Source organism: Nocardiopsis lucentensis DSM 44048, assembly GCF_000341125.1.
In the GTDB taxonomy this organism is placed as follows: Bacteria; Actinomycetota; Actinomycetes; order Streptosporangiales; family Streptosporangiaceae; genus Nocardiopsis; species Nocardiopsis lucentensis.
This window is the reverse complement of sequence record NZ_ANBC01000696.1, coordinates 1-13,496: the sequence shown is the minus strand read 5'-3', so window position 1 is coordinate 13,496 and position 13,496 is coordinate 1. Positions and strand designations below refer to the sequence as shown.

The 13,496-nt window shown below is 68.2% G+C and carries 8 protein-coding genes and 1 CRISPR repeat array; all 8 genes read right to left on the bottom strand.

The window, feature by feature from the left end:
- Positions 1 to 879: 879 nt before the first annotated feature.
- Positions 880 to 4,929 (bottom strand): type I-G CRISPR-associated helicase/endonuclease Cas3g, encoded by a 4,050-nt coding sequence (cas3g, locus tag D471_RS0124335; RefSeq protein ID WP_017601027.1) that lies wholly within the window; start codon positions 4,927 to 4,929, stop codon positions 880 to 882.
- Complete coding sequence (csb2, locus tag D471_RS0124330) at positions 4,916 to 6,364, bottom strand: type I-G CRISPR-associated protein Csb2 (RefSeq protein ID WP_017601026.1); 1,449 nt, start codon at positions 6,362 to 6,364, stop codon at positions 4,916 to 4,918. Before csb2 ends, cas3g begins: the two co-directional genes overlap by 14 nt.
- Positions 6,365 to 6,368: 4 nt before the next feature.
- Positions 6,369 to 7,544 carry a type I-G CRISPR-associated RAMP protein Csb1/Cas7g gene (gene cas7g / locus D471_RS0124325; protein WP_026128032.1) on the bottom strand — a complete coding sequence of 392 codons (1,176 nt, stop codon included), beginning with the start codon at positions 7,542 to 7,544 and terminating at the stop codon, positions 6,369 to 6,371.
- A gap of 324 nt (positions 7,545 to 7,868) precedes the next feature.
- Positions 7,869 to 8,340: a CRISPR direct-repeat array (repeat unit 37 nt; unit sequence GCCTCAACGGCTCCGAAGGGGCCGTCTGCGTTGAAGG).
- A gap of 450 nt (positions 8,341 to 8,790) precedes the next feature.
- Positions 8,791 to 9,867, bottom strand: a complete 1,077-nt coding sequence (locus tag D471_RS0124320; RefSeq protein ID WP_017601024.1) for a C40 family peptidase — start codon at positions 9,865 to 9,867, stop codon at positions 8,791 to 8,793.
- Between the two features lie 12 nt (positions 9,868 to 9,879).
- Positions 9,880 to 10,509, bottom strand: a complete 630-nt coding sequence (locus D471_RS35970) for a replication-relaxation family protein (protein WP_017601023.1) — start codon at positions 10,507 to 10,509, stop codon at positions 9,880 to 9,882.
- A 148-nt stretch (positions 10,510 to 10,657) separates the two neighbouring features.
- Positions 10,658 to 11,002, bottom strand: coding sequence for a hypothetical protein (locus D471_RS42045; RefSeq protein WP_017601021.1), 345 nt, complete (start codon positions 11,000 to 11,002; stop codon positions 10,658 to 10,660).
- A gap of 9 nt (positions 11,003 to 11,011) precedes the next feature.
- On the bottom strand, positions 11,012 to 12,931 hold the full coding sequence (locus D471_RS42380) for a type IV secretion system DNA-binding domain-containing protein (RefSeq protein ID WP_017601020.1): 1,920 nt from the start codon (positions 12,929 to 12,931) through the stop codon (positions 11,012 to 11,014).
- Positions 12,928 to 13,496: TraG/VirB4 family ATPase (locus tag D471_RS35965; protein ID WP_040690997.1), on the bottom strand; the 569-nt coding region annotated here is incomplete at its 5' end. The genes D471_RS35965 and D471_RS42380, both read right to left, overlap by 4 nt.

Below are 13,496 nucleotides of genomic sequence, written 5' to 3'. Positions count from 1 at the left end.
GGGAGAACTACTGGCCGCCTGCGGGGAAAACACACTGGCCATTGACAAGCTGGGCCGGAACCTTCAACGTAGACGGCTCCAGTGGAGCCGTTGAGACCCGGTCGTCGAGGTAGATCATGGCGTTGTCGGAGACCCTTCAACGTGGATGGCTCTTATGGAGCCGTTGAGACCGGGGGAGGCCCACCTCATCCCCCGCAACGTCTGCCTTCAACGTAGACGGCTCCTATGGGGCCGTTGAGACGGCGACCACCATCGCCGCCAAGGGCCTGCCGTTGTTCCTTCAACGTGGACGGCTCGGTGGAGCCGTCGAGACTGGTGTGGCCGACGCTGACGTGCGTGATACCAACCATCCTTCAACGTAGACGGCCCCTGTGGAACCGTTGAGACTCGGGTGGGGGCGTTGACGTCAGCGATCGCTGGGACCCTTCAACGTAGACGGCCCCTGTGGAACCGTTGAGACGAGTGGTGCGGCATGTTCGTGGACTGGGTGTTCAACCTTCAACGTGGACGGCCCCTGCGAAGCCGTTGAGACACGTTGGCCCATGTCGAGATCGCGACGCCTGCGGCCCTTCAACGTGGACGGCCCCTGCGAAGCCGTTGAGACACCGCACCCTCACCAGCGATCCAGTGGCCGAGGATCCTTCAACGTGGACAGCTCAGGTGGAGCCGTTGAGACCAGGGTCGAGGGCGGGGTCGGGGACGCAGCCCATGTCCCTTCAACGTGGACGGCCCCTGCGAAGCCGTTGAGACGCGCGTGAACAGGAAAAACACCGAAGTCCTCCTGGTCAACACTGCAGAACCGCTTCCCTTATGGGTGTTTTGTGTGGGTTTGTGGTTGGGAACCTCCCCGGAATCTCGTGCGCACTCGGAGTTCGCGCTTCAGCCAAGGCCGACCCGGATTGGCGTGATAACACCGGCGGATTTCCCGCCCGGAATGGGACGGCGCTGTGCCCCTGCGNCCCCCAAGGGGCCCAGCCTATGGCGGTGCAGCCAGAGCTCGTCACGCCTTCCACGATCCTGCTGGGGCTCCAGGTGTGGGTGGTTGAGCAGAACCTGGACGGCGTCGATGTCGAGCGGGCGCTGCCACACCGGCCAGAGCATGACGCGTCGCCCGTTGTGCCGGAACCACAGGCTGGAGCGGAGATGTCGACCATCTCCGGACAGCGCCAGCAGGGGTAGTGCTTGGGTGGCCAACCAGGTGGCTCCGGGCACTCCGCTGGGGATGGACACGCCGCTGGTGGTGTCCACGGCGGTGCGGATGGCCCGGTAGTCAAGGTTCTCCCCTGTGCACCCGTCCAGGCGTCGCCACCCGGTCAGCGCTTCACGGAGCACTTCGGGGTTCTTCACGACCAGTTCCAGGGGTTTGGAGAAGAACGTCGCTGCTTTCTGGCCTCCGGCTGGTGCCATGAAGGGGGTGAGCACGACCCGGCCCTGGGTGTCGGTGCCCAGATCGGTGACGACCACCCGCAACCACCCTGGCGCGTTCTCCCCACCAGTGCGGAGAGCTTCGTCCCGCAGACGCTCCAGGTCGGTTCGGGGCACACGCAGCGGGTCGGTGCCGACGCCGATCTGCGGCGGCCAGTCCGCATCAACCCCTGGGAGCGCACCGCCGTCCGGGATCTCCTCGATCACCGTGCCCAGAGCGGTGGCGATCGCGTCCAAGTCAGGGAGGGGGCTGGTGATCTGGGCGGTGGCCATGGCGGGATCGAACGACAGTCGCACCGGTTCCAGTCCGGCTTCCTGCCCCAGGAGACGGAGGACGCCGAGGCTGGCAAGAAATCCCAGGGGGTCGCGGCCGTCCAGTGCGGGCAGGGCCACCGTGTGCTCCGCCACCGGCTCGGGCACGGGTGGCTTCGTCTGGCGCGTGGTTGGTGTGTGGTCGGTGGTGGTGACGGGTTCTCCGGCGGAGCACCACATGTCGGCCATGCGCACCACCGCCTCCAGCAGGGCGAGCTTCCACCGCCCCTGGTCGCGGTTGAGGTGGGCGAAGCGGGCGGGGGCGCGCCAGTCCACCAGCTCGCTGGTCCCCACCGTGTCGGGCAACCCCGGGACGGGGACTTGGACGGGTGCGGGGTCGGTGAGCGCGGGCAGCAGTGGCCGAGAGCGGCCGTGGTGGGCGGCGATCAGGTGTAGCACCAGGTTCCGCACCTGATCGGGGTACCCGCCTTGGTGCAGGTGTTGTTCGGCGATGCGGGCGGAGAGCCCTTCGTGGCGCGTACCGGGCGGGTATCCGGAGGCGTTGAGTGCCTGGCGCCGGGCGATGGGATCGGTGGGGGCAGTCAGGGACTTGGCGAGCACCCGCCCGGCCTGTGCGTCAGCGGAGGGCAGAGGTAGTCCGCCTCGCAGGATCGCCTGGAAGCGGGGGTCGCGTTTGCCCTCGTCGTGGTACAGGCCTGCGAGGTAGACGGCGTCCACCAGGTCAGGGGGCAGGCCGATGTTGCGGGCGAAGACGGCGGCCTGTCGGGCGACCTGGTGTTGGTGGTTGTCCAGCCACACCGGTTGGGATCGTGTGGTTGTGGAGGTCGATGCCTCGTCATTGTCGCCGCCGCGCAGGCGCCGGCGCGCCGTGAGCACGATCCGCCCCTCCCCCTGTCGGGGTTGTGTCCCCGGCTCTGTGTCGCGTGGTCGGGGGGTGGGTTCGTCGAGCACCGCGACCTGCAAGGCGCCGTTGTCGGCGGCCTCGCCCAGGAGCACCAGGTTCTCGGCCAGGGGGTGCTTGAGCCGAGCTCGCTGGATGATCTCCCGCAACCGGGCCAGGGAGGCGCTGTAGTCATCGGGTTGGGGGAGTTCTTCGGTTCCGTGGAAGTCGGTGTCGACCTCCACCAGCTCGCGCAGCGCCCTCTGGAGGAGCCTGGTTTCCTCGGAGTGGTCGTTGGGGTCGACCACCCTGGTGGATTCAATCAGGCGTTGGTCGATTCGGACCACGGGAGATCCGCAGCGGGAGGCCAGGTCGGCGACATCCTCCACAGGTGCGGTGGAGTGGGGTGCCCACCCGTAGCGGTCGCACCCTCCGAAGTGGCTGGGCAGGATGATGGTGTCGCCGGGGCGGACCCGGCGGAGGGTGATGCGTTCGGGCGGCTGGTGACCGTGGTAGCGCAGGACGTGTTCGTCACCGGTGGTGTCCTCGGCTGCCTCGGCTGGTCCGCCTTCGAGGTCGGCGACCTTTCCGGCTTCGGCGAACTTGCGGTTGCGCCACCGCCGCAGAACGGTGAGGGAGACCTGAAGTTGTTCGTCGCTGCTGGGCGGGACCAGCCGCAGCCGTTCCGCCACCTGGGTGGTGATCTCTCCCGTGCGCGGGTCCACGCTGGTGGCAGGGTCGATGTCGTCGCGCCACAGGAGGGTGACGTCCGGGTCGCGGGTGTCCAGCCCGTGGAGGAACGGCGCCACGGGCGGGTCGGTGACCGGGGTGGGGCTGGTGTGTTCCCAGGAGCGGAGAACGCCGGGATGCATCAGCGGCGGCGCCTTCACCGGCTCGCGCAACGCCTCGCGCTCCTCGTCAGTGGTGTTGTCGAGCAACGCGACCAGGTCGGTTGGTGAGGCCGCGATCCCCTCGCCGAGGTCGCTGGTGGCGCACGCCTGTCCCTTCTTCGTGACCAACGGTGTGGTGGATCGGGTCAGCAACTCCCAGGTGGCCGCCCGGGCTGATCCGTAGACCGGGTCGTCCTCCCCTATGGAGGCGTCGTGCACGATGACCGCCGGTGCCCGCCACCCCTCTTCCCTGTTCTGGCGGGTCTCGGGGGTGCGGGCCAAGCGTCCCAGGCGTTGGGTCAGTGCCGCCATCGACGCCGATTCGCTCACCAGCACGTCCGCGTCGATGTTCGCGCCGACCTCCACAGTCTGGGTCGCGACCACGTACAGCGGCTCGGTCTCCAGGTTCGTCCGGCCGACCTTGATGCGTCGGTAGAAGTCGTTCATGAGTCGACGCCGGTCAGCAGGCCTGCTTCGGCCGATCAACAACACTCGCTGAGTTTGGGGCACCTTGCGGTCAGCGAGAGTGTCGAAGACCGCGCGGGCACGGGACACGGTGTTGCACACCACCAGCGCTACCGGGGCGGTGGGCTGTTCGGTGGCCAGCGTCTGGGCCCAGGAGGTGAGTTGGTCGGCCATGACCTGGTCGGCGTTCTTCTTCGTCACCTTGGGTTCGACCAGGTACATCGTGCGTGGAGCGTTCAGCCTCCGCGACGCGACGGGGTGGCTGTGGTCTGCGGTGGTGATGGAGTGCACCCGGTGTGTCGGTCCGGTGTTGACCGTGGCGGACATCTGCACGACGCGGGGTCGAGCGAGCCGGTCTCGGGGCTGGTCCGCGGTGGCGTGGTGGATGCTGGTCAGCATGGCCTGGGCCAGGTGAGCTTCGTCGACCAGGATGAGGCTGTCGGTGCCCACGAGGGCGGCATCGATCGGGCGGAGTTTGTCGGAGACGCCGTAGCCGCGCATGAACAGGCGCGAACCGATCTGGTCGACGGTTCCCACCACGAGGGCGTGGCGGTCGGGACGCTGGACCCACTGCCAGGACCACGTGGTGCCGCCCCGCATCCGAGTCACCTCGATCACCGGACCAGTGTCCTCGCTTTGGCGCAACCGATCGGCGACCGCTCTCAGGACCGGAGTCTGGTGTGGGTGTGTGGGCGAGGTGTGGCCGTTGAGCAGGGCAGCGAGGTGCTGGGCGTGTTCGTGGGCTTCGTCGACCACCAGACGGCGATCCACCACGAAGAACACGCGCCGACGCCGGTCGGCGGCTCCGGCCGCAGAGGCGTAGGTCGCGATGTCCAACAGGCTGGTCTTGCCCAGCCCGGTCGGCACGTCGATCGCGTCAGGCCACTCCTGTCCGGCCAGGAGGCGGTCGGCCAACGCCGCCTGCCAGGGGAACGGGCTGCGGTCGTGGACCGCGCGGAAGAACTCGGTGAAGGTGGGGAAATCATCGGACCGCATCAACGACCTCCTCTCGCTCACGGCCGTGCTCGGCCGTGGTTCCGCGCAGTGGTGCGGTGGGCCAGGGTTCGAACAACCCCAGGCCCAGGTAGCGCATGGACCCCACCAGGACCGGCCCGGTGACGGGTTCGGTGAACTCGATCCGGGCGTGCAGGACCCACCGGCGGGTGCGCCCGGAAGGGTAGGTGCCCCGTCGTGGGCGCTGCATCGCCCCGCGGGTCATCGGAGCCTGGGAGACCTCCACGTGGATAGGTGATGGGTATCCGGCGGTGACGACCGAGCGGGCGATGACCGCGGCCAGGTCGGTGTTGGGGCGCACGAACCGGTCCAGCATCATCGGGGTGGCGCTCACCCACACACGGGAGCCACGGGCCGGTGCGGTCCACCGGGCGGGGTTCAGGGTCCGCCGACTGGAAGGCTCGGGCTGGTAGGTCAGAGCGCTGATCGGCCCGTAGCCGCGGTTGAGGTGGGTGAGCCGGTTGTGTACCAGCGCCTGGTAGACGGCCTGGGACACCTCGGGGTCCAGGTCGGTGGGCAACGCCACGGCCAGCCCGAGCAGGCTGCCGTGAGCGTGGCGATGACCGACGTCGGGAAGACCGAGGAAGGCCACGTGGTGACGGCCGAGGTCGGTGTGCCCAGACACCTGACCGGGGATGTTGTCCCCGATACGGGACATGAGGGTGTCGCGGAGCTTGTCGGTGAACGTCAACAACTCACCCGAACTGGGCCGGACCGTACCCTCGTCGAAGGCGAACACCAGCATCGGCCCGAACGGACCCCGCACCGGTGCCTCAACTGTGGTTCGGGGCGTGTTGGGGGTGGTGTAGCCGATGGTGCGGCGCACGTCCCACGCGCTGGACCCCTGCTCGTAGGCGCGGTTGAGAGCGTCCAGGTAGCCGGGGTAGGGCACGCCGAGTTCGCGAGTGGCTGGTGTGCCCAGCGAGACAGGGGTGTAGGTGGTCCATTCCGAACGGCGAGTGGGGGACGTATGAACACGGATGGCCACGGTGCTGGTAGAACGCCCCAGGTAGGGCACTTTCCACGCCAGATCGGCCAGCGCTTTCTCCACCTGTCCGGGAGGGTCGGCCTCGGGCCACACGAACGCGAACTCGTCCGCCTTGGGCAGGGCCGCCACTCGGGTGCGCGGCGCGGTGGTACGCCCAGGTAGAGACTGACTGCCGCCCTTGCCGGAGGTCGTGTTGGTCACCGCGTACCCATCCGAACGCACACGGGTGTGCTCACGACTCGCCCACACCTGCGGGGGAGCCTGCTGTTCCAACCACATGAGCGCCCGGCGTTCCTCCTCGGTGAGGGCTGAGGCCACCAGAGCGCAGAACAGCCGTGAGGGGGCCGGGGGCCATTCCACGTGTTCGCGCCACCCGTCGGAGGCGTCGTAGCGGCCGTTAAGGAGCCGCACGTTCATCACCAACGGCATCGGTCTACTCCCCCGGCTCGGTGGACTTGGCGACCGAGTACTCGATCGCCTTGGCCAGTGCCGGGACCGGCTCCAGGTGGATGGTCTCCTCGGACATGGTGATCCCGGCCTTGGCGGTGCGCTCACGCAGCTCGTGAAAGACCTCGATCGCTTCGGAAGAGGTCAGCGACACCTCGTGGCGGGCCTCGCCCTCCCCTTCGAAGACCAGGTACTGGCTGGTGTGGATCAGGTCGCACCCCGAGCGCAACCACACCGACGGACCACCGAACGCCAACCGATCCCCCGCCAGAGCGAGCGCGGCCAGAGTCGCCCGCGCCAGCCGAGCCGCCTCGATAGGGGCGTCACCGAACCGCAGACGTGCCAAGGCGGCCATGGACAACCACCCGGAGCGCTGGGCTCGGGTGATGGACACGCCGCCGTGAGCGGGGTTGGGAGCGATGTTGCCGTGACCGCGTTCGCTGAGCTTCTCCCCCTTGGTCTTGGCCTTCTTCTCCCCGGGGATCATGAACTCCCAGTCGTCCTTGGACGAGTCCTTGACCGCGCCGGTCAGGTTGGTCGGGTCCATCCGACCGCCCTGTCGCTGGCCGAGCCGAGGATCCAGCCCGACGATGGAGGAGGAGTAGGCGCGGGGGGAGAACTTGGCCTGATGCCCCTTGCGGTGCGAATCCCAGGCACCGAACAGCAGGGACTCGGGCGAGAACTCGAACAGAGCGCGCACGTCGCGGGCCGTGACGGCGCGCACGTACTGGCCGATCTCGGTGTTGGGGAAGCGGACACCGTCAATCCGGCTGTCGCGCATGTAAGCGTCAGCGAAGCGGTGCGGCATCTCCAACGAGGTGATCCGCACGGGGCCACGGGAGGTGGTCGCGTTCAGCTCGAACAGCGGCAGCCGGATCCGTCCCTCGTCGCGGGCGTCCAGCAGGGCTGTCTCGACGCGGTTGGCCTGGCTGGGCACCTGGTCCAGCACCACCACCCACCGGTCCTCCCCGTTCGTCCACCGCTTCTCGAACAGGTAGGGGGACCCCGCGAACTCGCCTTCCTCCTGGGACTGCGGGTAGGAGGGCGGGAACACCTTGTCACCGGATGCGGGGCGGTACTCGGCTCGCACGGACACACCCGCCCAGGGGCGCTCGGGCCCCACCGCAGCCAGCAACAGGTCAAGGGCCTGGCTCGACATCATCGTCTCCTTCGACAAGCAAGAGGGGTTGTGCACTTGTGATGGCGGTGATCAGCGGAGTGAAGGGGTGTTGCTCTGGTGTGGGTGGCACCGCTGGGCACGATAGAAGACGGGTGTGACATTCCGTAGTGCTAACCTGCCGATCCGACACCAATGACAGGGAAGGAGGCCCATGCGGGACAGCCTCAGAGTCGATCAGCGCGAACCGGAAGTGCTCGTAAAAACCCTGAGAGGTTCCCAAGCCCAAAACCACCCAAAACTCGCATCCGGTGAGCGGTCTCGAGACTTTAACCAGAACGCTTTGCACATTTTCCCTGTTCAGGTGGTGCCTCAACGGCTCCGAAGGGGCCGTCTGCGTTGAAGGGACAGCTAGCGTCGGTGTTTCGGAGCTGGAGCCGAGGCCTCAACGGCTCCGAAGGGGCCGTCTGCGTTGAAGGCCCAACAGGAAAGAGTTCCCCGAACCCGAAAGGAAGCCTCAACGGCTCCGAAGGGGCCGTCTGCGTTGAAGGAAGAATCAGATTCTCGCGGGTGAAGAGTTGATCCGGCCTCAACGGCTCCGAAGGGGCCGTCTGCGTTGAAGGTCCTGCCCGGCACCGAGCGGTGTGGTTGACGGCGAGTCTCAACGGCTCCGAAGGGGCCGTCTGCGTTGAAGGGTCGACTTGGACGACGGTCGGCGGCGCGTGCTCGCGGTCTCAACGGCTCCGAAGGGGCCGTCTGCGTTGAAGGTTCGTTGGCACGTCCATGGCGGACGTGGAGCAGGGCGTCTCAACGGCTCCACAGGAGCCGTCTCCGTTGAAGGACCCGGCAGATGTGCGCGATCGACCCGGCTGGATGGTCTCAACGGCTCTACGGGAGCCGTCCCCGTTGAAGGATGGCCTCGCTGATGGTGTAGACGCTGACGTCCCACTCCCTCAACGGCTTCACAGGAGCCGTCTCCATTGAAGGGTCAGGTGCAGGGCGTAAGGGCACGCCGGTTCCCCGTCTCAACGGCTCCACGGGAGCCGTCCACGTTAAAGGTGAAGCTCTGCATCACGAGTGCACTCGGTGCGCCCAGTCTCAACGGCTCCGCAGGAGCCGTCTACGTTGAAGGTGTTTTCTGGGTGCGCTGCTCGTATATCGGCGACAGTCTCAACGGCTCTACGGAGCCGTCTCCGTTGAAGGTACGACACCGGCTTTGGTGCGGCACCGTCTCACGCATCTCCACGGGCGTATCCGCCCGTCCACCTTGAAGCGCCGAAAAGCTCGAAACTCAAGTAGGGCGAACTACGGACATGAAGCGAGCAGAGTAGTACGGGCTGTTAACGGGTTCGACGCGGATGGTCGTGCCGGTACGTGGGGCGTTGACCATCTGGCCGTCACCGACGTACATCGTCACATGGGAGGGCGCACCACCTGGACCGCCGGTGTCGTAGAAGAGCAGGTCGCCGGGGGCGAGGGCGTCGAGGGAGACTGGGGTTCCGACGTGGACCTGGTCGGTGGTCACACGCGGGATCGATACCCCGGCGGCACGCCAGGCCATCATGGTCAGGCCGGAGCAGTCGAAGGCGTGCGGCCCCTCGCCACCCCACAGGTAGGGCTTGCCGACCTGTTCCAGAGCCCACTCGGCTGCTATGCGCCCCTGTTCGCTGCCCCCGGCAGGCACCGCATACGATCCGGCGTCGTTGAGGTTCATCGCTGAGTACTCGTCGATGTGGGACAGGACGTGGTCGATATAGGTGTCCCAGGGGTTGTAGCGGAACAGGGAGGCGCGGAGTTCGTCGTGGTTGGTGAAGTCCACCGAATCGTTCGGGTGGCTGGTGCACAGCTCGACGGCGGTCGAGGCGGTGGCGTCGAAGACGTTGTGCGGGTCGGCTTCCCCGTCGGCGTTGCCGTCGACACCGTGCTCGGCCCACCAGGCTGGGAGGAGTTGGGTGACGCCGATGGCGGCGTCGTAGGTGGCGTCGCCGTCCCACCGGCCGTCGTCGGTGTCGTGGTGCGGCGTCTGGTTGTTACCGGCACCGGAGCCGTTCAGGATCGGGCCGACGACGGGTGGGGCGGTATCGCCGTTGGAAGAAATCTGACTACCTGCCGCGTGGTCGGACTCTTCCCGACCGATGCCTGCAAGGATGGCCCAGGTCATGCCGGTGCAGTTCGGGTGGAACTCTTCGAGGCGCTCGGCAGCGCGCACGTAGGCGTCGAGCAGAACCGGGTGGATGCCGGAAACCCGCCCCGGCCAGAGACGTGCGTTCTCGATGCGTTCGCGTTCCTCGTCGCCCATCCCCACGGCTCCGATGACGGCCACGAGCAGGAAGAGGCCGCCCGCGATGCCGGACGCGATCTTGAGCACAACGCCTGTGCTTCAGGCCAGTTCGACGAGTGCGCGCACGGAACAGGTCGCGTCCCCGACCTGGCGCCAGATGGGGCGTGCGGGGCCGGGGTGGGTGAGTTGGTCGATCCTGGTCACGTGGACGGGCACCCATGGATCCGGGGTGTGCAGGGACCGGCAGATGTTGGTGAGGCGCTTAGAACCGGTGACGACGAACAGCACGGGCGTGCGGTGTTCGGTTTCCTCTGCCAGGGCTCGATAGCGATCGATCTTCGCGATGGCGCGGGCGAGCGGTTCGCTGCCGGTGTCGTACTCGATGAAGGCGTCCACCGTGACGCTGTTCTGGCGCCAGCGCAGGTAGGCGTCCGGGCGGACGTGGTGGCCCCAGGTTGCTCGGCAACGGGCTTCGGGCCACCAGCGTTGGAGCTGGGTGCCCGGGGTGGCGCGGGCGCTAACGAAGAAGCACACGTAGGTCTCGGCTAGTCCGGTGATGTGTCCGAGGTGGCTGTTCAGGCGGAGTGCTCGTTGTGCGGCCGGTCTGTGGCCGAGCTCGTGTGGGGTGAGCCCCTGGAGCGCGGCGAGGACCTGGGCACCTTGGTCCGCGAGAACCCAGTGGTAAGGAGCCCGCGCATCTGTGTGGGGTGGGAGGAAGTGGTCGATCACGCCCGCTGCCTCGAGNGGGGGGGGGGTGGGGGGAGCCGTGAGTGGCGGCCGGAGAAGAACAGTTCGCCGATCTGCGGTGTGGTCAGCACCCGGTGGGTTCGGACGGTGCTGAGGATGCGCATGTCGCGTTCGGTGAATTCGAGCGTGCTCAACGGTGGTCCTCCTGGTCGCGTGGGTCTGGGGTCCTGGTGGGTGCGAATCGTCGGGCACCTCTGCGGATGTGCTCGGCTCGGTGCGGAATGGGTTCGGTGGGTGGTTGGGTGCGCAGAGTCGCCGCGGGGAGTTCGGCGGCGTCGTGGATGGTGCGGACGGCGGCCTGGTAGGAGCCGAGGTGGGCCAGGTCGTAGGCGTTCAGGTGCGGCAGGGTGTGCCGTTCGAGCCGGGTGGCGTCGTCCGGTGCGAGGTTGAAGAAGACCTTCGTGCGGGTGTGGGCGTCCACCGCTGAGCGGGTGGCGGGTGGGAGCTGGTGGAGTTCCTGGTGGGCCAGGACCATCGCGGCGCGTTAGCCGCGGGCCTCGGCGAGCATGTCGGCCAGGGAACCGGGCAGCCGGAGGAAGTTCGCGGCTTCGTCCAGGTACACGCAGGTGTCCGGGCGTCGGTGTTCGGGAACAGCGGCGCGTGCGGTGATGGCGTGCCAGGTGGCGGCCAGGGTGATCGTGCCGAGGAGGCTGGCGGTGTCCTCGCCGAGGTGGCCCTTGGGCAGGCGCATGAGGACCAAGCCGCCGTGGTCGAGCAGGTGGGGCAGGTCGATCGTGGACGCCCCGGAGGCCAGGACGGCGGCGGCCCAGGGGCGCAGGAGGATAGTGCGGAGCTTGTTCAGCAGCGGGTCGGTAGCAGCGGCGCGCATCTGCGGGGACTGGGCGGAGTACCAGCGCCAGAAGTCGCACAGGGCCCCGGTCGGGTGGAGCTGGGCGAGCAGCCCGGTGCGCCAGGGATCGTCCGCGAGGAGCCTAGGGATGTCGCCCAGCGTCAGGTCGGCGTCGCGGGTGGCGGCGAGGGTGAGGGTGCTGGCGCGGAGGATGTCGTCGGTGCGCGGTCCCCAGGAGTCGGCGTAGATGGTGCGGAATATGCCGGTGATGGTGTCGGCGGCGTGGGCGGGTGCGCCGATCTGGAGCAGGTTGATCCGGGGCGGTGGTGTCGGGTCGGCGGGGTCAAAGAGCACCGTGTTGCCGATCGCGCGTGCGGGGAGGCGGTCCAGGACATCGAGTACGAGGTCGCCGCGGGGTTCGATGACCAAGGCGCTGCGTCCGGCTTCGGCGTCCTGGCGGATCATGTGGGTGAGCAGGGTGGACTTGCCGGAGCCGGTCTTGCCGAGGATGTGGATGTGTTGGCGGGCGTCGGCGACGGTGGTGGCGATGGGGCGGCGCGGTCCGGCATCGGCATGGCCGAGAACGCGGCCGGTGCGGGGCACGTCGGGGCTGGGTGCGACGCGGCGGGCGCTGGCGCGGGTGAGCCCGGGGACGGCCGGGTCGGTGGGCAGGTGGGCAATGGCGGCGAGTTCGGCCGTGCTGAGCAGGTAGCCGCAGGCCAGGTAGCGGCACCGGAGCCACAGGCCGGGGAAGGGCATGGGTGTGCGTCGGAGCGCGTTGAGGCCGGAGGTATAGGCGGCCAGGGACGCGGAGATGTTCCGAGATCGGGCTCGCGCTCGGTGTTTCGCCTGGCGGCTGGGGTGTTCGGTGGTGACTGCGACACTGATCTGGCAGGTGAAGCGGGGCGAGGACGCCTTGGTGAGGATGGCGCGAACGTCATCGCTGATTCCGGGCAGCGTGTTGATGCGCTGACCTTGTCTCCGTGGTGATTGCCATGGGCGGAACGGTGTGTGTTGACCGCGCAGATGCGCGGCGGCGGCGCGGGCGCGTGTGGCTCGGCGTCCACTGGCGGGTCGGGCGCAGACGCGGACGAGCGCCCGTTGCCCTGGGCCGAGGTTGGCGAGTTCGCCGAACAGTCCGCGAAGGGAGTCGTCCGCGAACGTGGTGCGCAGCGGGTAGTGGTCGGCTCGGGCGGTACGGAGCCAGTGGCCGCGAATGTGCTGGCCGTACGGAATCGCTGGTGTGGCTGGCGCAAGTCGGGTGGTGGCGCCGGGCCAGGCGGCGGTGGCGGCGCGTTGGACGGTGCGGGGGTTGACGGTGCCGGGAATCCAGATCTGGACGCGGACCCCTGCGGGGGTGGCGGTGTACTCCCAGGCCAGGTGCGGTGCCAGGACTCGGTGGGTCCATCGTGGGCGGAGGAGTCCCAGGGTGTGGGTCCAGAAGGCCGTGGCGTGGTCGACGGTCGTGTGTGGTGGTGCGTGGATCTCCAGAACGTGTGCGCCTCGGGACAGGTAGGCGTGTCGGACCCAGCGCAGGACGAACACCGAGCTGATCCACAACAAGACCCCGGTACTGGCAACGGCGGTCCACAGGGCCAGGTTGGCGGTGATCATCGGCCCTCCAGGTGGGCGAGTTCGGGGGGGTCGGTGGTGAGGAGCCGGTGTTCGACGGGTGAGGCGATCGTGCGGAACACCGCGCGATGCCGCCCGGCGGCCAGGAGCGCGCTGCCGCGTTCGGCGGTGGCGACGATGCGGCGTTCTCCGTGGGAGAGGTGGAAGGACTCGCACACCGCGTCGAGGTTCTGCGGTGCCTGGCGGAGCAGGATCTGGGTGGCGGCGTTGGCGGCGACGGCTCGGCCGAGGTCGGTGGCGAGCAGGTCGGCGACGTCCTGTGTGACGAGGGTGAGTCCGGCCCAGTGGCGGCGGGCGTTCTTGGCGAGGTTGAACAGGTAGCGGGCGCCGACAGGGTCGCGCAGGAGCGTCCATCCCTCGTCGATGGTGATCAGCCGGGGGCGCCGTTGGCCGGGAGTGCTGATCTGGCGCCAGAGGGCGTCGAGGATCAGCAGGAGGCCGACGGTCTTGAGTTCCTCGGGCAGGTGGCGCAGGGACACGACGGTGAGATGACCGGTGAGACGGACTGTGGTGGGTCCGTCGAACAGGCCCCGGCGGGAGCCGTGGG

What these genes read in the sequence shown, in the direction of transcription:
- csb2 (WP_017601026.1), bottom strand. Translation starts at nt 6,364, where the DNA reads ATGCCGTTGGTGATGAACGTGCGGCTCCTTAACGGCCGCTACGACGCC.
- D471_RS42045 (WP_017601021.1), bottom strand. Translation starts at nt 11,002, where the DNA reads ATGGTCCTGGCCCACCAGGAACTCCACCAGCTCCCACCCGCCACCCGC.
- cas7g (WP_026128032.1), bottom strand. Translation starts at nt 7,544, where the DNA reads ATGATGTCGAGCCAGGCCCTTGACCTGTTGCTGGCTGCGGTGGGGCCC.
- D471_RS42380 (WP_017601020.1), bottom strand. Translation starts at nt 12,931, where the DNA reads ATGATCACCGCCAACCTGGCCCTGTGGACCGCCGTTGCCAGTACCGGG.